At 64.9% G+C, this 15,856-nt stretch carries 14 protein-coding genes; 6 read left to right on the forward strand and 8 right to left on the reverse strand.

Annotated features, from left to right (window positions below; genetic code table 11):
• Positions 1 to 16: 16 nt before the first annotated feature.
• A complete protein-coding gene (locus DUPY_RS28350) occupies positions 17 to 187 on the reverse strand; it encodes a hypothetical protein (protein ID WP_167359046.1) in 171 nt (56 codons plus the stop codon).
• A gap of 284 nt (positions 188 to 471) precedes the next feature.
• On the opposite strand from DUPY_RS28350, the gene DUPY_RS07550 reads away from it, so the two are divergent.
• On the forward strand, positions 472 to 1,557 hold the full coding sequence (locus tag DUPY_RS07550; RefSeq protein ID WP_084640604.1) for a GGDEF domain-containing protein: 1,086 nt from the start codon (positions 472 to 474) through the stop codon (positions 1,555 to 1,557).
• 106 nt (positions 1,558 to 1,663) lie between these two features.
• Here DUPY_RS07550 and DUPY_RS07555 read toward each other — a convergent pair whose 3' ends face one another.
• Positions 1,664 to 2,209: a TetR/AcrR family transcriptional regulator gene (locus DUPY_RS07555; protein WP_070247216.1), complete on the reverse strand. Its 546-nt coding sequence runs from the start codon at positions 2,207 to 2,209 to the stop codon at positions 1,664 to 1,666.
• 121 nt (positions 2,210 to 2,330) lie between these two features.
• Here DUPY_RS07555 and DUPY_RS07560 point away from each other — a divergent pair, with 121 nt between their 5' ends.
• The 3 genes from DUPY_RS07560 to DUPY_RS07570 all read left to right on the forward strand — a co-directional run bounded on the left by DUPY_RS07560 (position 2,331) and on the right by DUPY_RS07570 (position 4,451).
• Positions 2,331 to 2,669 carry a DMT family transporter gene (locus tag DUPY_RS07560; protein WP_070247217.1) on the forward strand — a complete coding sequence of 113 codons (339 nt, stop codon included), beginning with the start codon at positions 2,331 to 2,333 and terminating at the stop codon, positions 2,667 to 2,669.
• A gap of 97 nt (positions 2,670 to 2,766) precedes the next feature.
• Positions 2,767 to 3,840 carry a catalase family peroxidase gene (locus DUPY_RS07565; RefSeq protein ID WP_070247218.1) on the forward strand — a complete coding sequence of 358 codons (1,074 nt, stop codon included), beginning with the start codon at positions 2,767 to 2,769 and terminating at the stop codon, positions 3,838 to 3,840.
• A gap of 17 nt (positions 3,841 to 3,857) precedes the next feature.
• Positions 3,858 to 4,451 carry a cytochrome b gene (locus DUPY_RS07570; protein WP_070247279.1) on the forward strand — a complete coding sequence of 198 codons (594 nt, stop codon included), beginning with the start codon at positions 3,858 to 3,860 and terminating at the stop codon, positions 4,449 to 4,451.
• On the opposite strand, the gene DUPY_RS07575 is transcribed toward DUPY_RS07570, so the two are convergent.
• Together DUPY_RS07575 and DUPY_RS07580 are read right to left on the reverse strand one after the other, a co-directional pair.
• Positions 4,448 to 5,149: a MarC family protein gene (locus tag DUPY_RS07575; RefSeq protein WP_070247219.1), complete on the reverse strand. Its 702-nt coding sequence runs from the start codon at positions 5,147 to 5,149 to the stop codon at positions 4,448 to 4,450. The two genes, DUPY_RS07570 and DUPY_RS07575, sit on opposite strands and share 4 nt — an antisense overlap.
• A gap of 26 nt (positions 5,150 to 5,175) precedes the next feature.
• On the reverse strand, positions 5,176 to 7,164 hold the full coding sequence (locus tag DUPY_RS07580; protein ID WP_070247220.1) for a BCCT family transporter: 1,989 nt from the start codon (positions 7,162 to 7,164) through the stop codon (positions 5,176 to 5,178).
• A 277-nt stretch (positions 7,165 to 7,441) separates the two neighbouring features.
• On the opposite strand from DUPY_RS07580, the gene DUPY_RS07585 reads away from it, so the two are divergent.
• Both DUPY_RS07585 and DUPY_RS07590 read left to right on the forward strand, forming a co-directional pair.
• Positions 7,442 to 8,146: a response regulator gene (locus DUPY_RS07585; RefSeq protein ID WP_070247221.1), complete on the forward strand. Its 705-nt coding sequence runs from the start codon at positions 7,442 to 7,444 to the stop codon at positions 8,144 to 8,146.
• Positions 8,147 to 8,157: 11 nt separating this feature from the next.
• Positions 8,158 to 9,333 (forward strand): sensor histidine kinase, encoded by a 1,176-nt coding sequence (locus DUPY_RS07590; RefSeq protein ID WP_070247222.1) that lies wholly within the window; start codon positions 8,158 to 8,160, stop codon positions 9,331 to 9,333.
• On the opposite strand, the gene DUPY_RS07595 is transcribed toward DUPY_RS07590, so the two are convergent.
• The 4 genes from DUPY_RS07595 to DUPY_RS07610 are packed head-to-tail and all read right to left on the reverse strand — an operon-like array spanning position 9,317 to position 15,846.
• Positions 9,317 to 12,361: an efflux RND transporter permease subunit gene (locus tag DUPY_RS07595; protein WP_070247223.1), complete on the reverse strand. Its 3,045-nt coding sequence runs from the start codon at positions 12,359 to 12,361 to the stop codon at positions 9,317 to 9,319. The genes DUPY_RS07590 and DUPY_RS07595 overlap by 17 nt on opposite strands.
• A complete protein-coding gene (locus DUPY_RS07600; protein ID WP_070247224.1) occupies positions 12,358 to 13,524 on the reverse strand; it encodes an efflux RND transporter periplasmic adaptor subunit in 1,167 nt (388 codons plus the stop codon). The genes DUPY_RS07595 and DUPY_RS07600 overlap by 4 nt, the downstream gene beginning before the upstream one ends.
• Positions 13,525 to 13,544: 20 nt before the next feature.
• Entirely contained in the window at positions 13,545 to 14,363 is an 819-nt protein-coding gene (locus DUPY_RS07605; RefSeq protein ID WP_167359047.1) for a MipA/OmpV family protein, read from the reverse strand.
• Positions 14,356 to 15,846 (reverse strand): efflux transporter outer membrane subunit, encoded by a 1,491-nt coding sequence (locus DUPY_RS07610; RefSeq protein ID WP_070247281.1) that lies wholly within the window; start codon positions 15,844 to 15,846, stop codon positions 14,356 to 14,358. The genes DUPY_RS07605 and DUPY_RS07610 overlap by 8 nt, the downstream gene beginning before the upstream one ends.
• Positions 15,847 to 15,856: the final 10 nt, after the last annotated feature.

The following is a 15,856-nucleotide window of genomic DNA, read 5'->3' on the forward strand; positions in this document are numbered from 1 at the left end:
CCCTTCGTTATAGGCGTTAGTGCTTCCGGGTTTGCTTGGCGCCGCCACCGGCGGTCTTGGTGCCGGCCGCTTTGGTGTGGCTTGCTGCATCCTTGCCGGATTTGGATTTCTCTGGCGTGGCCGATTGCTTCGATCCGCTCTCGGTCGACGACTGCTTGTTGGAACCGCCTGACTTTTGCTTGGTCATGATGAACTCCGTGGGTTGAGGAGCTTCCATCTTGCGCGGCCGGTGTTCGGACCGACGTGTGGTATCGAACATTCGTATGGATTTGATGTCAATTTCGCACGCGGCGCAGTCGCCAGGGAAGTGCCGCAGTCGCCAGGGAGGTGCAGGCAAATTGCGTCGCGAGCCGTGCCGGCGGTACTTGGTTGCTGGTATCCTTGCAGATCCACGACATCTGCCCACTTTTCCCTGTGACATTGCTCGATCCTGCAACCATCGTTCTGACGTCGACCCTGATGGCGGCGGCGATGACCATCGTATTGTTTTCCGCCTACCGCAGCTTCCCTGCCGACGTGCAAGGGTTGGGCCATCAGTCGCTCGGCATGTTGTCGCTGACGGCGAGCGGCTTGCTATTCTGCGCTGGCCCGCTGATACCGGAAGCGGTGTTACTGTTTGCGGCCAATAGCACCATGCTCGGCGCCGCCGGGCTGATGCTGATCGGCACCCAGTTATTCTTCGGTCGCAAGCCGAGCTGGTGGTGGCTGGCGCTGGCGTGGGTGATCGGCATGGTCTGCCTGGTCGGCTGGTATGTGATCACCCAGGACTACGCGTTGCGGGTGGCGGTGTTTTCATTGTTGACGCTGTCGTTCTACGTGGCGCAACTGGTGCTGCTGGTGCGCCATGGCGAACGCCACTTCTCCAGCTGGTTCTTCGGCACGCTGTTGCTGGTGCAGTCACTGGTGCTGCTGTTGCGGTTGTTCGCGGCGCTCAGCGGCGCGGTCGGCACCAGCAACGCCAGCAACGGTGCGGTACAGGGCATTTTCCTGTTGACGGCCAATTTCATGACGCTGATGATGGCGGTCGGCTTCATGACCATCGCTACCCGGCGTCTGCAGGTTGTGATGGAGCACCGCTCCAACTCGGACCCACTGACCGGGGTGCTGAACCGGCGCGGTTTCGCCGCTGCCTACCACCGCGAAGTGGCGCTGATGAAACGCCATGGCAAGCCGATGACCCTGCTCAGCATCGACCTCGACTACTTCAAGGCCATTAACGACCAGTACGGCCACGCAGTCGGCGACCGGGTTTTGGTGCATGCGGCGCATACCACTGTCTCGGCCCTGCGCGAGATCGACCACGTGGCGCGCTTCGGCGGCGAGGAATTTATCGTACTGCTATCGGGCACCACGGCCGAGCAGGCGAAAGCGACTGCGCAGCGCATCCGGGCGTCGCTGTTCGAGGCACGTGGCGGCGACGTGCCGGACTACACGGTCAGCATCGGCATCGCCAGCCAGCAGGCGCCAGACGAGAGCCTGGAAGCGCTGATGGCCCGCGCTGACGCCGGCCTCTACCGCGCCAAGGCCGCCGGCCGCGACCGCAGCGAGGCGGCGTAAGCGCGCACACCCGGCGCCATCCGGCACTGTTCGGCTGATCGACAAAGCGGCCGGTCAGGTGGGCCATAATCTGCGGGTTCCCTCAATTTCATTGACGCGCTGGCGGTCAAGGATTCCTGAGCAGTCCTTGCATCAACACATCGAGTTCCTCGCGCTGTTTCTTGTCGACCTTGTAGGTAGACAGCAAATCCGATAGCCATAACCCGTCTGCCGCCAGACGTACGAGCAGGGCATTCGCAGCCGGTGGCTGGTCGAGCGCACGCTCACTTTCCGCCCGTTCGCTCCACCGGGCCGCCAATCCGCGGTCGATCACAGTGGCCACGACCATAGCGCGCCACCCTTCGGTGTCCTCGTACGAGGTGGCATTGAGCGACATGCGCGCATAGCGCAAGGCTGGTGGCGCCGAGGTATCTTCCAACGCCAATGCTTCGTTGAATTCGTCCATGTAGAGATCGAAAAGCGCAGCGAGCAGCTGTTCTTTCGTGCCGAAGTGATGCTGCACGGCGCCTTTGCTGACCCCGGCTGCACCGGCAATTGCCCCGATAGAAACGGGCTGCCCGGTACTCAATAAAGTTGTCGCCGAGCGGAAAAGTCTCTTTTTAACCTGGTCTGGTTGTTTCGGAGGACGGGGAGTGTTGGCTTTGGAAGTCATGGCTGGATTCTACAACAAAAAATAACGTACAATACGATCGTATTGTAAAAATCGCCGCGATCGATGAGGGTCTCGGCAGCTGATTCACATTCAAAAATTGACCATGGAGTAAGAGACCGACATGTTTCCAGCACACTATATTTGGCTAGGTGCGGCCATCGTATCGGAGGTTGCCGGTAGCGCCTTCCTGGCCAAGTCCGAACAGTTTTCCCGGTTGGTGCCAACCGCGCTGGTGGTGGTTTTTTACGGATTCGCATTCTATGGACTCGGCCAGGCACTGAAAGGCTTACCGCTGGCGGTCGCCTACGCCATCTGGGGCGGGTTAGGCATCGTCCTGACAGCGCTGCTTGGCGTGTTCGCTTTCAAGCAAAGGCTGGACCTTCCGGCCATTATCGGCATCGTTCTCATAGTCACGGGAGTGATCGTGATGAACCTGTTTTCCAAGACAGCCACGCATTGAGTTGCGAGATGTATCTATCCCGAGGAGTCATCATGAGCGACACCCCCCGCACCGCATTCGCGTTGTCCGTCAATGAGCCTCGATACGGAGGCTGTCCATGAAGATCGGCGACATGGACTTGAAGCGCAGCTGGCCGGCCCTGGCCGGCATTGCCGCAGTCGTTGCCGTGCTGGCCACGGGCTTCGCCTGGACTTCCGGTTTGCTCGGCCAGCGCGTAACCAGTACCACCTTCCTGGAAGACATTCCGCATGATTTTCCTGCTGGCTACCGTCGCGCACACGGCAAGGGCGTGTGTTTCGAAGGCGTATTCCGCTCCAGTGGCGCGGCCGCAAAGTACTCCGATGCCAGAGTGTTCACGCAGCCGGCGACCCGGGCCATCGGACGCTTCTCGATTGGCAACATGAGCCCCTATGCCGCCGACAATTCCACCAGCACCGTCAGCATGGCCATGATGCTCACTGCCGACAACGGCCAGCAGTGGCGCATGAAAATGAACAACGAGCCGTATTTCGTCACCCGCGATGCCCCCGGTTTCCTGGCGATGGTCAAGGCAACGGCCCCCGATCCGGCCACCGGTAAACCCGACCCGCAACAGCTGGGGGCTTTCCTCAAGGCGTATCCGGAAGCGCGCAAATACCTGGAAGCAGATGCCGTCAAACCGTGGGCCAGCAGCTTTGCCGGCGCGACGTTCTACGCCATTCACGCCTACTACCTGGTCGCCGGCGATGGCCAGCGGCAAGCCATGCGCTGGTCCCTGCGCCCGCACGCGCCATTTGCCGCCTGGAGTGTTGATGAGCGTGCGCGGGCCAGTCACGACGCCTTGTTCGACGAGGTGGCGCAACGCCTGAAGAAGTCGCCGCTGTATTGGGACATGATGATGCAACTCGCTGCGCCCGGCGATCCGGTCAATGATCCATCGCAGCCCTGGCCGCAAACCCGCCTCCAGATCGTCGCCGGAACGCTGGAAGTGCAGCGGGTCTTCGACCAGACTGATGGCATGTGCCGCGACATCAATTTCGATCCCACCTTGATACCGGCCGGCATGGCGCTGTCGAACGACCCGGTATTGGCTACGCGGGCAGGTATCTATGCCCATTCGTACAACGCACGGCTGCACGAAATCGGCTACGGCAATGCCACCGATGCGGTTGGAAAGAAGGCCCCACAATGACTACCGACACCCGCTCCATGACCGCGACTCGCCAAGGTAATCAAGCCGGCCTGCCAGAACGCTTCAATCTGCTGGCGCAACTGCTGCACTGGACAATGGCGGCAGCAATCCTGGCGATGCTGTTCATCGGCGTAGCCATGATGACGTCGCTGACCTGGCGACCCCGGATGCTCGACCTGCACCAGCCGCTGGGCATTGCCATCTTGCTGTTGGTGATCGTGCGCCTGGTCAACCGGCTGCGTCACGGTGCACCAGCGTTGCCCGCCGATTTGCCACGCTGGCAAGTGATGGCAGCCACGGCATCGCACTGGTTGCTGTATGGGCTGATGTTCTCGTTGCCGCTGCTCGGCTGGGGCGTGCGCTCGGCGGGCGGGTGGCCGGTGACGATGTTGGCGGGCGTCACGCTGCCGCCCATCGCGCCTGTCGATCCGGTGTGGTACGCGGTGCTGCGCGACGCCCACGGCCTGCTGGCCTGGCTGCTGTTCGCCGTCGTGCTGATGCATCTTTCTGCCGCACTCATGCATGCGTGGGTACGCCGTGACGGGGTGTTCTCGAGCATGACGCCAGCAGGGCTTCATCGCCGGTACCGGGGCAACCCCGGTTCTGATTAAAGCATGGCGACCTTGCCGAAATACAGAGCGATATCGAGTACCAGTTCCCGCACCCCGTCCCAGACGATCTGTACACCGAGGCAAAGCAGGATGAACGCTGTCAGCCGCAAGAACACTGCCGTACCGGCGTCGCCGATCAGGCGCAGGAAATGCTCGCCATAGCGAAAGGCAAAATACAGCAATACGCCGATCACCCCCAAGGCAAGCAGGGCGCCCCCCATGCGGGCCAGTGAAATGATGATTTCGGTGTCATGCAACGATACGCCGACGGTGATGGCGACCGAAATCGACGCCGGGCCACAGCTGATCGGGAATGTCAGCGGATAAAAAGCCTGTTTATGCGCATGGTCAGGCGTGAATGCTTCGGCCAGCGCCGCGCGGCTATCGGGCGTGTCCGGGGAGGCGCCCAGCAGCCGCCACGCGACCGATGCAAGGATCAGTCCGCCTCCAATACGGACAATGGGCAACGAGATGCCGAAGAAATCGAGCACGTACGACCCCACCAGCATCGACCCCGTCATGAGCCAGAACATATTGACTGCGATACGACGCGCGAGCAGCGCCCGGGTTGCGCCGGAGGCGCCCTTGGTCATGCTCAAAAATATCGGTGCGGTGGCAGCGGGGTTCAGAATGGGCAGCATCGTCACGAAGACGAACAGGAAGCTCTTTGCCGCGGCCAGGATCAGCGCAATTGTCATATCGCAGAATTTTCCCTGTTTTCCGGTTAGCTGACGCGCCGTATATGGCGGAACCGCGCGTACTGACTCAACAGGTCGTTGATCAATTGCTCGTTGGTATAGCCCGTCACGTCGCGCTGTCGGTCCTCCTCGTTGCTGGAGGCGATCGCTCGGAAGTGCCTGCTGTCCGGGGCAGCGTTCGCGGATTCGGCCCAGGCAAAGCTCGGAGACCGGTAACTGCGCGCCCGGATCATGTAGCGGAAGATGCCGCGGTCGCCATGCGGGACAGTGAGTTCGACATACTCCTCGCGTTGCTCAATGTTCGGAACCAGTCCGCTCTCGCTCAACTGGGCAGCGACTGCCTCCACCGCAGGAAGCGCTGTTGCGCTGAGAAACGCCAGGATGTCCGGTTTTTTATAGAACCCGGTAATGCTCTCCAGGCGCTGCTGCCAGCTCAGGTCTTTCACCTCGCGCTCACCGTCAAGGTCGAGCGACAGGTCCATGGAAACATCTTTGGATTCTGTCTGCAATGCGCGCAATAACCCGTAACAGATGAATAGCATGACCACTGCGAAAGGAAGCGCACTGACCAGCGCAGCAGTCTGCAGTCCCTTCAGCCCTCCTGCCACCAGCAATACCGCGGCGACAACGCCAGCGCTGACGGCCCAGAAAATGCGCTGCCACACCGGTGGATTGGGAGCGGCGCCGGACGTGATCATGTCGATGACGAGCGCGCCGGAGTCTGCAGACGTCACGAAGAAGGTGATGATCAGCAGGGTGGCGATACCCGACGAGACGAGAGGGAAGGGCAACTGCTCGAGCATCTTGAACAATGCGACGGGCATATTTTCTGCGACCGCCTTGACGATGGGAGCCGTGCCACTGAGGTCGAGCGCAATGGCGGTGTTGCCAAAGACGGTCATCCACAGGAACGTAAACAGCACCGGCACCAGCAGCACTCCTGTCGTAAATTCTCGAATAGTGCGGCCACGCGAGATACGGGCGATGAACATGCCGACGAACGGCGACCAGGAAATCCACCAGCCCCAGTAGAACAGTGTCCAGTCCCCCAGCCACGTGTTGGGTTCGTACGCGTACATTCGGAACGTTCTCTGGACAACTGCACCCAGGTATGCGCCGATGTTCTGAACATATGCCTGCAAAAGGAAGACGGTGGATCCTGCTGCCAGCACAAAGATCAGCAGCGCAACCGCCAAGATGATATTGAGTTCGGACAGGCGGCGCACGCCCTTGTCGAGCCCAGTTCCAGCAGATAACGTTGCCAGTCCGGTGATGGCGGCAATCAGCCCGACCTGGACGGCAGCATTGACCGGTATGCCAAACAGGTACGAGAAGCCGGCGTTGACCTGCAACACGCCGAACCCCAACGACGTCGCGACGCCGAACATCGTGCCCAACACTGCAAAGATATCGATGGCGTGACCAATGGGGCCATTAATCCGCCGGCCGATCAGCGGGTACAGGCCGGAACGCAAGGTCAGTGGCAAACCGCGGCGAAACGCAAAATATGCCAGCGCCAGGCCGATCACGATATAAATCGCCCATGCATGCATGCCCCAGTGGAAGAACGTCAGGATCATCGCCTCGCGCGCAGAATCCACCGTGCTGCCTGGACCTACCGGCGGTTTTGAATAATGCTGGATTGGTTCAGCCACGCCGAAAAACAGCAAACCGATGCCCATGCCCGCGCTAAACAGCATGGAGAACCAGGAAAGATAGCTGTAGTCCGGTTCGCTATCATCGGGGCCGAGCTTGACGTCCCCGTAGCGGCTCACCATGAGGAAGATGACAAATATCAGGAAGATCGCCACGGACAGGATATAAAACCAGCCGAAGTCGCGCACGATTCGGGTCTGCACCCGATCGAACATGGCGCCGGCCAGTTCCGGGAAGATGGCGCCGAACAGTACAAAGACCAGGATCAGGGCGGCTGAAATAAAAAAGACGGGTGGATTGACCTGGATTTTTGGCCGAGGTACAGCGCTGGCGGCTTGCTCGGTATTGGAATTGGACATGTGTTTAGCACCAGATTAAGAATTAGCACAAGGTTATCACCTCGACGAACGTATTGATGTCCTTTAGAAATTTAGCTTCCCGCCGCGCGACAGCCCAGGTTGGAAGCCGCCGTACCGCTTTGAGGTCGGACCTGCATTGCGCCAGGGCGCCAACCGGATCGACGGCAAGGTCACCAACACCTGGGCCGACCCGATACCTGGGCCAACCGGGGACAGAGAAGATCGCCTATAATTTCACACGAAAAAAAGTTCCGTTGCCCCCCACAATCCCATACAAATGAGTACCAACCCCCCAACCGGCAAGCGCATCCTGATCGTGGAAGACGATGCCGACAGCGCCAGTATTCTCGAGGCCTACCTGCGCCGCGACGATTTCCAGGTGGAGATCGCCCGTGACGGCGTGCAGGCGGTGGACCTGTATGCCAGCTGGCAGCCGGACCTGGTGCTGCTCGACCTGATGCTGCCGCGCCTGTCGGGTACCGACGTGCTTTCCCACATCCGCCGTTGCGGCGACACGCCGGTGATCATGGTGTCGGCCATCGGCGACGAGCCGGAAAAGCTGGGGGCGCTGCGCTACGGCGCCGACGACTACGTGGTCAAGCCTTACAGCCCCAAGGAAGTGGTGGCGCGCACCCATGCCGTGCTGCGCCGGTGGCAGCCGCGCGTGGGTGCCGGCAGCGTGCTGCGCCATGGTCCGCTCACGGTCGATACGGACTCGGTGCGGGCGGTGATCGTGGATCCTGCCGCGCGCGAACACACGCTCGACCTCACGCCCACCGAATTCCAGCTGCTGGCGCTGATGCTGCGCGCACCGTTCAAGGCATTTACCCGCAGCGAGCTGCTGGCCGCCTGCCTGCCCGACAGCGACGCCCTCGAGCGGGTGGTCGATACCCACATTTCCAACCTGCGCCGCAAACTGGGCGCCCATGGCCTCGACAACGTGCTGCTGACGGTACGTTCGATCGGCTACCGGTTCCAGTGACCAGGCTCGGTATGCTCGCAAGGTGGCGGCGCCAGGGCGTGCCGCTGTGGGTGTGGATGGGTCTGCGCATGAGCATGCTGGCGATCATCGCGGTGATCGTGATCGCCCTGACCATGTGGTGCTACCTGAACGCCAAGGAGCAGCGCTATCTGCGGCAGGTGCCGGCAGACGTGAGCGCGCAGCTCGAGGTGCTGATCCGGGAACCGCAAAAGAACGCCGACCAGATCTGGAGCCTGCTGCGCGAGCATTACAACATCGCCCTGTACCTGCCCGCCATGCCCGATGACGACTGGTGGATGCTGGTGCTGATGGTGGTGGTGGTCACGCCGTTCATCATCATCAGCGGGCTGCTGGTGTCGCGCTCGATGTCGCGCCAGTTCACTGTGCTGGGCGCGGGCGTGCGCAAGGTGCGCGACGGCGATTTTTCGATCCGGCTGGCGTCGTCGCCGCGCGCGCCGCAGGAGCTGGCGGAGTTGACCGATAACTTCAACGACATGGGCCGCCGCCTGGCCCAGTACGAGCGCGAACTGGAAGAGTCGAGCGCCATGCTGGCGCACGAGCTGCGCACGCCGCTCAACGCGGCCATGGGCCGCCTGCAGGCGATTCTCGACGACGTCTTTCCGCTCGAGCCGGACCAGCTGCGCAAGGTGCACGGCCAGCTCGAACAGATCAACCGCCTGGTGGGCGACCTGCACCTGATGTCGCTGGCGCGCGCCGGCCAGCTGGGCCTGGAGAAAGACCATTTCGGCGTGCGCGACCTGCTGCTCGAGCGGCTCGAATGGGCCACGCTGCGCATCGCGGCGGCGGGGCTGGTGGTGACCACCCGGTGCGACCCGGGCCTGGCGCTGCGGGCCGACCGCGACCGCATCGGCCAGACCGTCTCGATCCTGATCGAAAACGTGCTGCGCTACGCCGCCGACGGCAAGGTGCTCGACGTGACCGCGTACGCGGAAGGCGCCATGGTGACCATCGTGGTGGCCGACCGTGGACCCGGCATGGACGCAGAGCACCTGTCGCGCGCAGTGGACCGCTTCTGGCGCGCCGAAGACTCGCGCTCGCGGCACCTGGGCGGCAGCGGCCTGGGACTGGCGATTGGCGCCGCCATCTGCGAGAGCCATGGCGGCACGCTGACGTGCCGCAACCGCAGTGGCGGCGGGCTGGAGGTCGTGCTCAAGCTGCCGGTTTAGCACGCAACGAAAACAGCAAGTCATACGCCACCGGTATCAGCCCCAGCGTGACCAGCGTACCGAGTGCCAGCCCGCCGATCATGGTGATCGCCATGCCGGTCCACAGCGGGCCGGCAAACAGCATCAGCGGCACCAGCCCGACGATGCAGGTCAGCTTGGTCATCAGGATCGGGCGGAAGCGCTTGATGGCGGCGGCCACCACGGCCTCGCGCCGGGTACAGCCGGTTTCCAGTTCGGCGTCGATCCGTTCGAGCAGCAGCACCGCGTTGTTGACGATGATGCCGGCCAGCGCGAGCAGGCCGAAGGTGGCCATGAAGCCGAACGGGTAGCCGGTGATCAGCAGCGCGGTGGCCGCGCCGATCAGCACGAACGGCACGCTCGACGCCACGATCACCACCTTGCGCAGCGAATTGAACTGCCACACGAACAGCAGCATGATTGCGCACAGCGCATGCGGCATGAAGCCCAGCAGCGCCTGGTTCACCTCGGCCGAATCTTCCAGTTCGCCGCCCAGCCTGATCTTGTAGCCGGAATCCAGCTTGATGCCGGCGATGTCGTCGGCCAGCGTGTCGGCGATTTCGCTGGCGGTCATGCCGGGGTTGCGGCCGGTGATGGTCACGGCTGGCGCCAGGTCGCGGCGGATGATCACCGACGGCTCGCTGCCGGTCGTCACCCGCGCCACGGCGCCGAGCGGTACCGCTGCGCCGTCCGCCGGATACACCATGGTGTCTTCCGGCGCGCCGCGCTCTCTGGCGTCGCCGCGCAGCACCACCGGCACCGTCACGCCGTCGTCGTGGATGCCGGTGATGGTGGCGCCGCCGTAGCGCAATTGCAGCGCCTTGGCGATGTCGGTGCTGGCGACGCCGGCGCGGCGGGCCTTGAGCTGGTCCACGTCGATCACGTAGCGCGGCACGCGCGCCTCCCAGTCGTCGTGGATGTCCATGGTACCCGGCAGGTTGCGCAGGCGATCGGCGATGCGTGCGGCAATGCGCTGCAATACGGCCTGGTCCGGCCCCGTCACGCGGTAGGCCACCACGCCCGACTCGGTCGAGCCGAGCGAGAAGCGCTTGGGTTCGGCGCGCACGTCGGGCATGCTGGCCAGCGTGTGGCGGCGCACCCGGTCGATCACCGCGTCGACGTCCGTGCCCGGTTTGACGCTCACCGTAAAATACGCGATATTGGGTGCGGGCAGGGTGGGCGCCAGGCCCAGCACGATGCGCGGGCCGCCATCGGCCACGTAGCCGATGCTGTCGACCACTTCGGGATTGGCTTGCCGGTCGCCCAGCCAGGTGCTCAGGGTGCGCACCCGCTGCAACGTCACGCGCGAGTCCACGCCCGGCTGCAAGGTCACCGGGATCTGGAACTGCAGCCGGTCCGAGCGCGGCAGAAAATCGTAGGGGATCGACACCAATACGGTCACCGCACCGGCCAGCGCCACGGTCATGGTGGCGATGAACAGCAGCTTGTGCTCGAGCAGCGTGGTGATCACGCTGCGGTAGGCGCGGTAGAAGCGGGTGTCGTAATGTTCGGCGCCCGCGTGCAGCGGCTCCACCTTGGCGAAGTGGAGGCACAGCAGCGGCGTGACCGTGATGCTGAGCAGCCAGGAGCCGAGCAAGGTCACGGCCAGCACGATGGCCAGCGATTTCAGGTACTCGTTGGTGGACGTCTGGCCGAAGAAGAACGGCGAGAACGCCAGGATGATCGCCAGCGAGGAGGTGAGCAAGGGAATCGCCAGCGTGCGGCCGGCTTCTTCGCAGGCGTGGGCGCGGTCTTCGCCGGCCATCAGGCGCCGCTCGATGTCTTCCGCAATCACGATGCCGTTGTCCACCAGGAGGCCCAGCGCCAGGATGATGGCGGCGATCGACACGGTCTGCAATTCCACCCCGAGGGCGCGCATGGCGATCAGCGCGGCCAGGATGGTGAGCGGCACGATGGCGCCCACGATCAGGCCCGTGCGCCAGCCCAGGAACAGCATCACGACGGCCATCACGATGACGACGGTCTCGCCCATCACGTGGTGCATCTTGCTCATCTCGCGCGCGACCACGTCGGGCTGGAAGGTGACGATGTGCAGTTGGAAGCCCACCGGCAGCTGCGCCTTGGCGCGGTCCAGGCCCACCCGCAGGGCCTTGCCGAAGTCCTCCATGCTGCGCCCGGCAGCCATCGACACCGCCATCACCACGGCCGGCTGGCCCTGGTAGATGGCAGCGCTGTCGGGCGGATCGGCGGGCGTCAGGCGCACGTCGGCCAGGTCGGCCAGGCGTACGGCGCGCGCGCCGTTTTCACCCTTGACGCGGATCGGCACCTGGCGCAGCGACGCCACGCTGGTGAGCATGCCGGTGGTGCCCAGCGACATGGACAGGCCAGCCACCGCCGTCAGGCCGCCCGGTTCGACGATGTTCTGCGTTTGCAGCTGCTCGATCACCGCTTGCGGCGCCACGCCCGCCTCGGCCAGGCGTGCGCGGTTGAAGGAGAGGTACACGCGGTCTTCCTGCAAGCCGTGCATGGTGACGCGCTCCACGCCATCGACGGTGTAGAGTTGCGCGCGCATGGCGCGCAGCGGTCCGCGCATCTCGCTTATGCCGAAGCCCGGCGCGGTAATGGCGATCGACGCGGCGGCCACCCGGCCGAAATCATCGTCCACGAAAGGTCCGACCGTGCCTTGCGGCAGGGCGCCGCTGGCGTCGGCGGCCTTGGCGCGCACGCGCAGCCACAGCGCGGGCAGGTCGCGCACGTTGTTATACGCGGTCAGCTGGATGATGGCGTTGCCGGTGCGGGCGCTGGAGACGATGCGCTTGATGCCGGCGATCTCGCGCAACTGCTCTTCGAGCGGCTTGACCAGCAGGTCGGCCACCTGGGTGGCCGGCATGCCGGGAAATGACACCGAGACGGTCGCTTCACGCACGGTGACGGACGGTTCTTCCTGGGACGGAAAATCGAGGAACGTGAACACGCCGACGACCAGCAGCAGCAACGCCACCACGATGGTCAGCCGGCTCGATGAGAGTGCGGCGCGGGTGATGTTCATGGCTGCTCCCCGGCGGCCAGCGTGGACGCTGACTGGTACGGCACCACGCGCTGGTGGTCGATCAGGAACGCGGTGCCGGCGCCGGCGACTTGCTCGCCGGGCTGCAGGCCCTCGGTGACCTCGATGCTGTCGCCGCGCTGGCAGCCCAGCACGACGGAACGGCGTTCGAGCACGTTGCCGGTGTGGTGGAACACGAACACGTGGCCGGTGCCGGACTTGGCGCCCTGCGCCACGGCCGTCAGCGGCAGGGTTGCCACTTGCTTCGCGCCGGAGTCGATCGCGATCGACAGCGCTGCGCCGCTGCGCAGGGACGCATGCCCTGGGCCCGGCTCCGGTTGCAGGTCGAAGATGGCCTGCACTGTGCCGCCGGCGTCGATATGGTCGGCCAGGCCGCGCAGGGTGAGGCGGATGATGTTGGTGGGGTTGATGGTGTTGGTGGCGTCGTTGGCGTCGGCCGGCTCGGCGCTGCGCGCGGTCACCACGGCGCCCGGCTTGAGCGATGCGGGCAGCAGCGCGGCCGGCAGGTCGGCCACCACCTGCGGGTGGCTGTCGCCTTCGATTTGCAGCACGACCTGGCCGGCGGCGGCCAGTGCACCCGGTTGCGCCAGGCGCGCCTTGATGCGCCCGGCGTACGGCGCGCGCAGCACGCTAACACGCTGGGCGCGCGCCGCCAATTCCAGCGCGGCGGTGGCCGAGCTGTGGGCGGCGTCGGCCATCGTCACGGCCAGTTGCGCCGCATCGAGGGTGAGTTTCGAGGTGGCGCCATCGGCGTGCATGGCCTGCTGCTGGCGCAGCTGGTCGCGCCGTTCCTGCAACTGGCCGGCGGTGGAGCGCACCTGGGCCTCTGCCTGCAGTATTTGCAGGTGGGCCGGTTCCGGGTCGAGCGTGGCCAGCACCTGGCCACGGCGGACGGTATCGCCCACGTCGACCATCACGCCGGCCACCCGGCCGCCGTTTTCGAACGACAGGTCGGCGCGCTGCGCCTGCCGTACCTGCGCCACGAAGCGGTAATCGCCGGCGGCGGTCGTGGATGGCGTGATCAGCTTGACCATGCGCAGCGGCGCTTCAGCGCGGACTGGCTGGCGGTCGCAGGCCGCCAGCTGCGTGGTGAGAACCACCAGCGCCGCTGTGCCAAGCAAGAAGGGAAAGGAACGTCGTGTCATGAATTCTCCTGGGCCACCGGTCAGTACACGTACCGGATGGTCATCATCGCTTCGACCGGCGTCTTGCGGGCCATGAGCGGGCTGTCCTTGGCGCGTTCGACAAACGGCATGGCAGTCAGTTGCACCGAGCTGTACCAGTGGTCGGCCAGCTTGTGTTCCCACTGGGCGCTGACCGAGTACGCATACAGGCCGCCCGGTGCGCGGTACGCGCTGAAACGGGTGTTGGCCGCCTGGGCATCGGTCACGCCGAAGTACGCCTGGTTGTAGCGGGCGTTGCCGACATGGACGTTGGCGCCCAGCGCGACGCGCTCGTCGCCGGCATCGATCACGTTCCACTCGGCGCCCACGCGCAGGTTCTGCCGGTCCACGTGGGACTTGAGCGTGACATCGGCCTCGGCGCTGATCGACAGCGCAGGTGTGACCTGCTGCGCGAGCAGGGTGTGCCAGGTGGCCGATCCGGGCACCTCGCCCATGCCGGCCAGGTCGCGCCCGCCGGGGCGAAACAGGTCTGATTTGACCCCGCGCCCCTGGTCGTAATGGATCGACTGCGACACGTAGAAGCCGGAGTCGGTGAGCACTTGCAGGCCGGCGCCACGGCTGCTGTCGATGAAGAAGATGCCGCGCTGGGCGTACACCACGGGCACGAACGTGGTGGTGGTGTCGCGCGAAACCATGTAGCGCGGCGCCACCCGCACGCCGGCGCCGATGGCCGCTTCGAGCTTGTCGCCCAGCAGGTAATTGACGGTCAGTTCGGCGCTGTGCGCGGCGGGTGTGGTGATGGCGATGGCGAGCAGGGCGGCGGAGGCGGCCAGCAGCGATGGGCGGAGCGTATCAGTCATGGTGTGGGTTATCCTGGGTGATGGGGAGGTTGAGAGAGAACGTGGTGCCATAAAAGGCGTGCAGCAAGGCAATCCGGTTGAGAGCGAGGTCGCGCGCGGCGTCGATGCGGGCCAGCGCTGCATCTTCCGTGCGCAGGTGCTCGGCCGGCAGGTCGGTGCTGTCCTGCAGGCCTTGCGCCACCCGCAGCGCCATGGCGCCGGTGCGCCGGGTGAGCGTGTCGTGGCGCTGGCGGCGGGCCGCTGCCTCGGCTTCCAGTGCGCGCTGCTGGTCGAGCGCGCCGGCCACTTCCTGGAACGCCGCCTCGATGGTTTGCGCATAGCTGGCCACAGCGGCGTCCTTGCGCAGTTCGGCCGCGTCGAGCTGCGCCTGGTTGCGGCCGCCGTCGAAGATCGGCAGGCTTATCGTGGGATTGAAAGTCCAGGCGCGGCTGCCCGACTTGAACAGGCCACCGAGATCCTCGCTGACCGATCCCACGCCGGTGGTGAGCCGTATCGACGGGAAGAACGCCGCGCGCGCCGCGCCTATGTCGGCATGGCGCGCCTTCAGTTCGGCTTCGGCCTGGCGGATGTCGGGGCGATCGAGCAGGATGCGGGCGTCGAGGTCGCGCAGCGTAGCGAGCGGCAAGGGGCTGGCGGCCAGCGATTCCACGCCGCCGGTGGCGCCCACCGACGCGGCAGCAGCGTAGCCGGTGAGGACGTCGAGCGCACGCTGCGCCGTCGCGTACCGGCCCGCCGCAGCGATGGTGGCGGCATGATGGGCGGCGGTGGCGGCGCGCTGCGCCTCGAGCTGGTCGCGCGAGATCAGGCCCACGTCGAACTGGCGCTGCGTATAGGCGTCGAGCTGGCGCTGATAACCATCGGTGATCTGCAGCACGCGCAGGGCGGCGCTGCCGGCCACGAGCTGGGTGTGGGCGCGCAGCACTTCGGCGATCAGCCCGGCGCGCACGGCAGCGGCGCCTTGTTCCGAACCGGCGTAGCGGTCCTGCGCCGCCTGCGCCATCGAGCGTAATCTGCCGAAGATGTCGAGGTCATAGTCCAAGCCGATGCCGGCGGCGCTGTAGTGTTCGCGCTCGGTCGCCTCCAGGTCGGGATTGTCGAAGCTGGTGCGCTTGCCTTCCGCCTGCAGTGACACGGTCGGCAGGCGCGCCGCGCCTTCCAGGCGGGCCAGTGCGCGCGCTTCGTCCACGCGGCGCATGGCCACCCGGTATTGGGCATTGTGGGCCAGCGCCTGTTCGACCAGCGTGGTCAGCATGGACAATTGCGCGGCGCCGTGTTGCGGGGCGAAGTTGGCCAGCAAGCGTGCTTCGGCCGGGTTCAACGGGGCGGTGCCGACCGATGCTGTGGCGACACCAGCGACACCGGCGATACCGGTGGCGCCCAGCGTGGCAGGCAGCACCGGCATGGGCGGGCGTTGATACACGGGGGCCAGCGAGCAGCCGCCGAGCAGCAGCGTGCAGAGAAAAACGGGAAGTCGAGCGGGCATGGTGGCGTTG

It is taken from the genome of Duganella phyllosphaerae (assembly GCF_001758785.1).
In the GTDB taxonomy this organism is placed as follows: Bacteria; Pseudomonadota; Gammaproteobacteria; order Burkholderiales; family Burkholderiaceae_D; genus Rugamonas; species Rugamonas phyllosphaerae.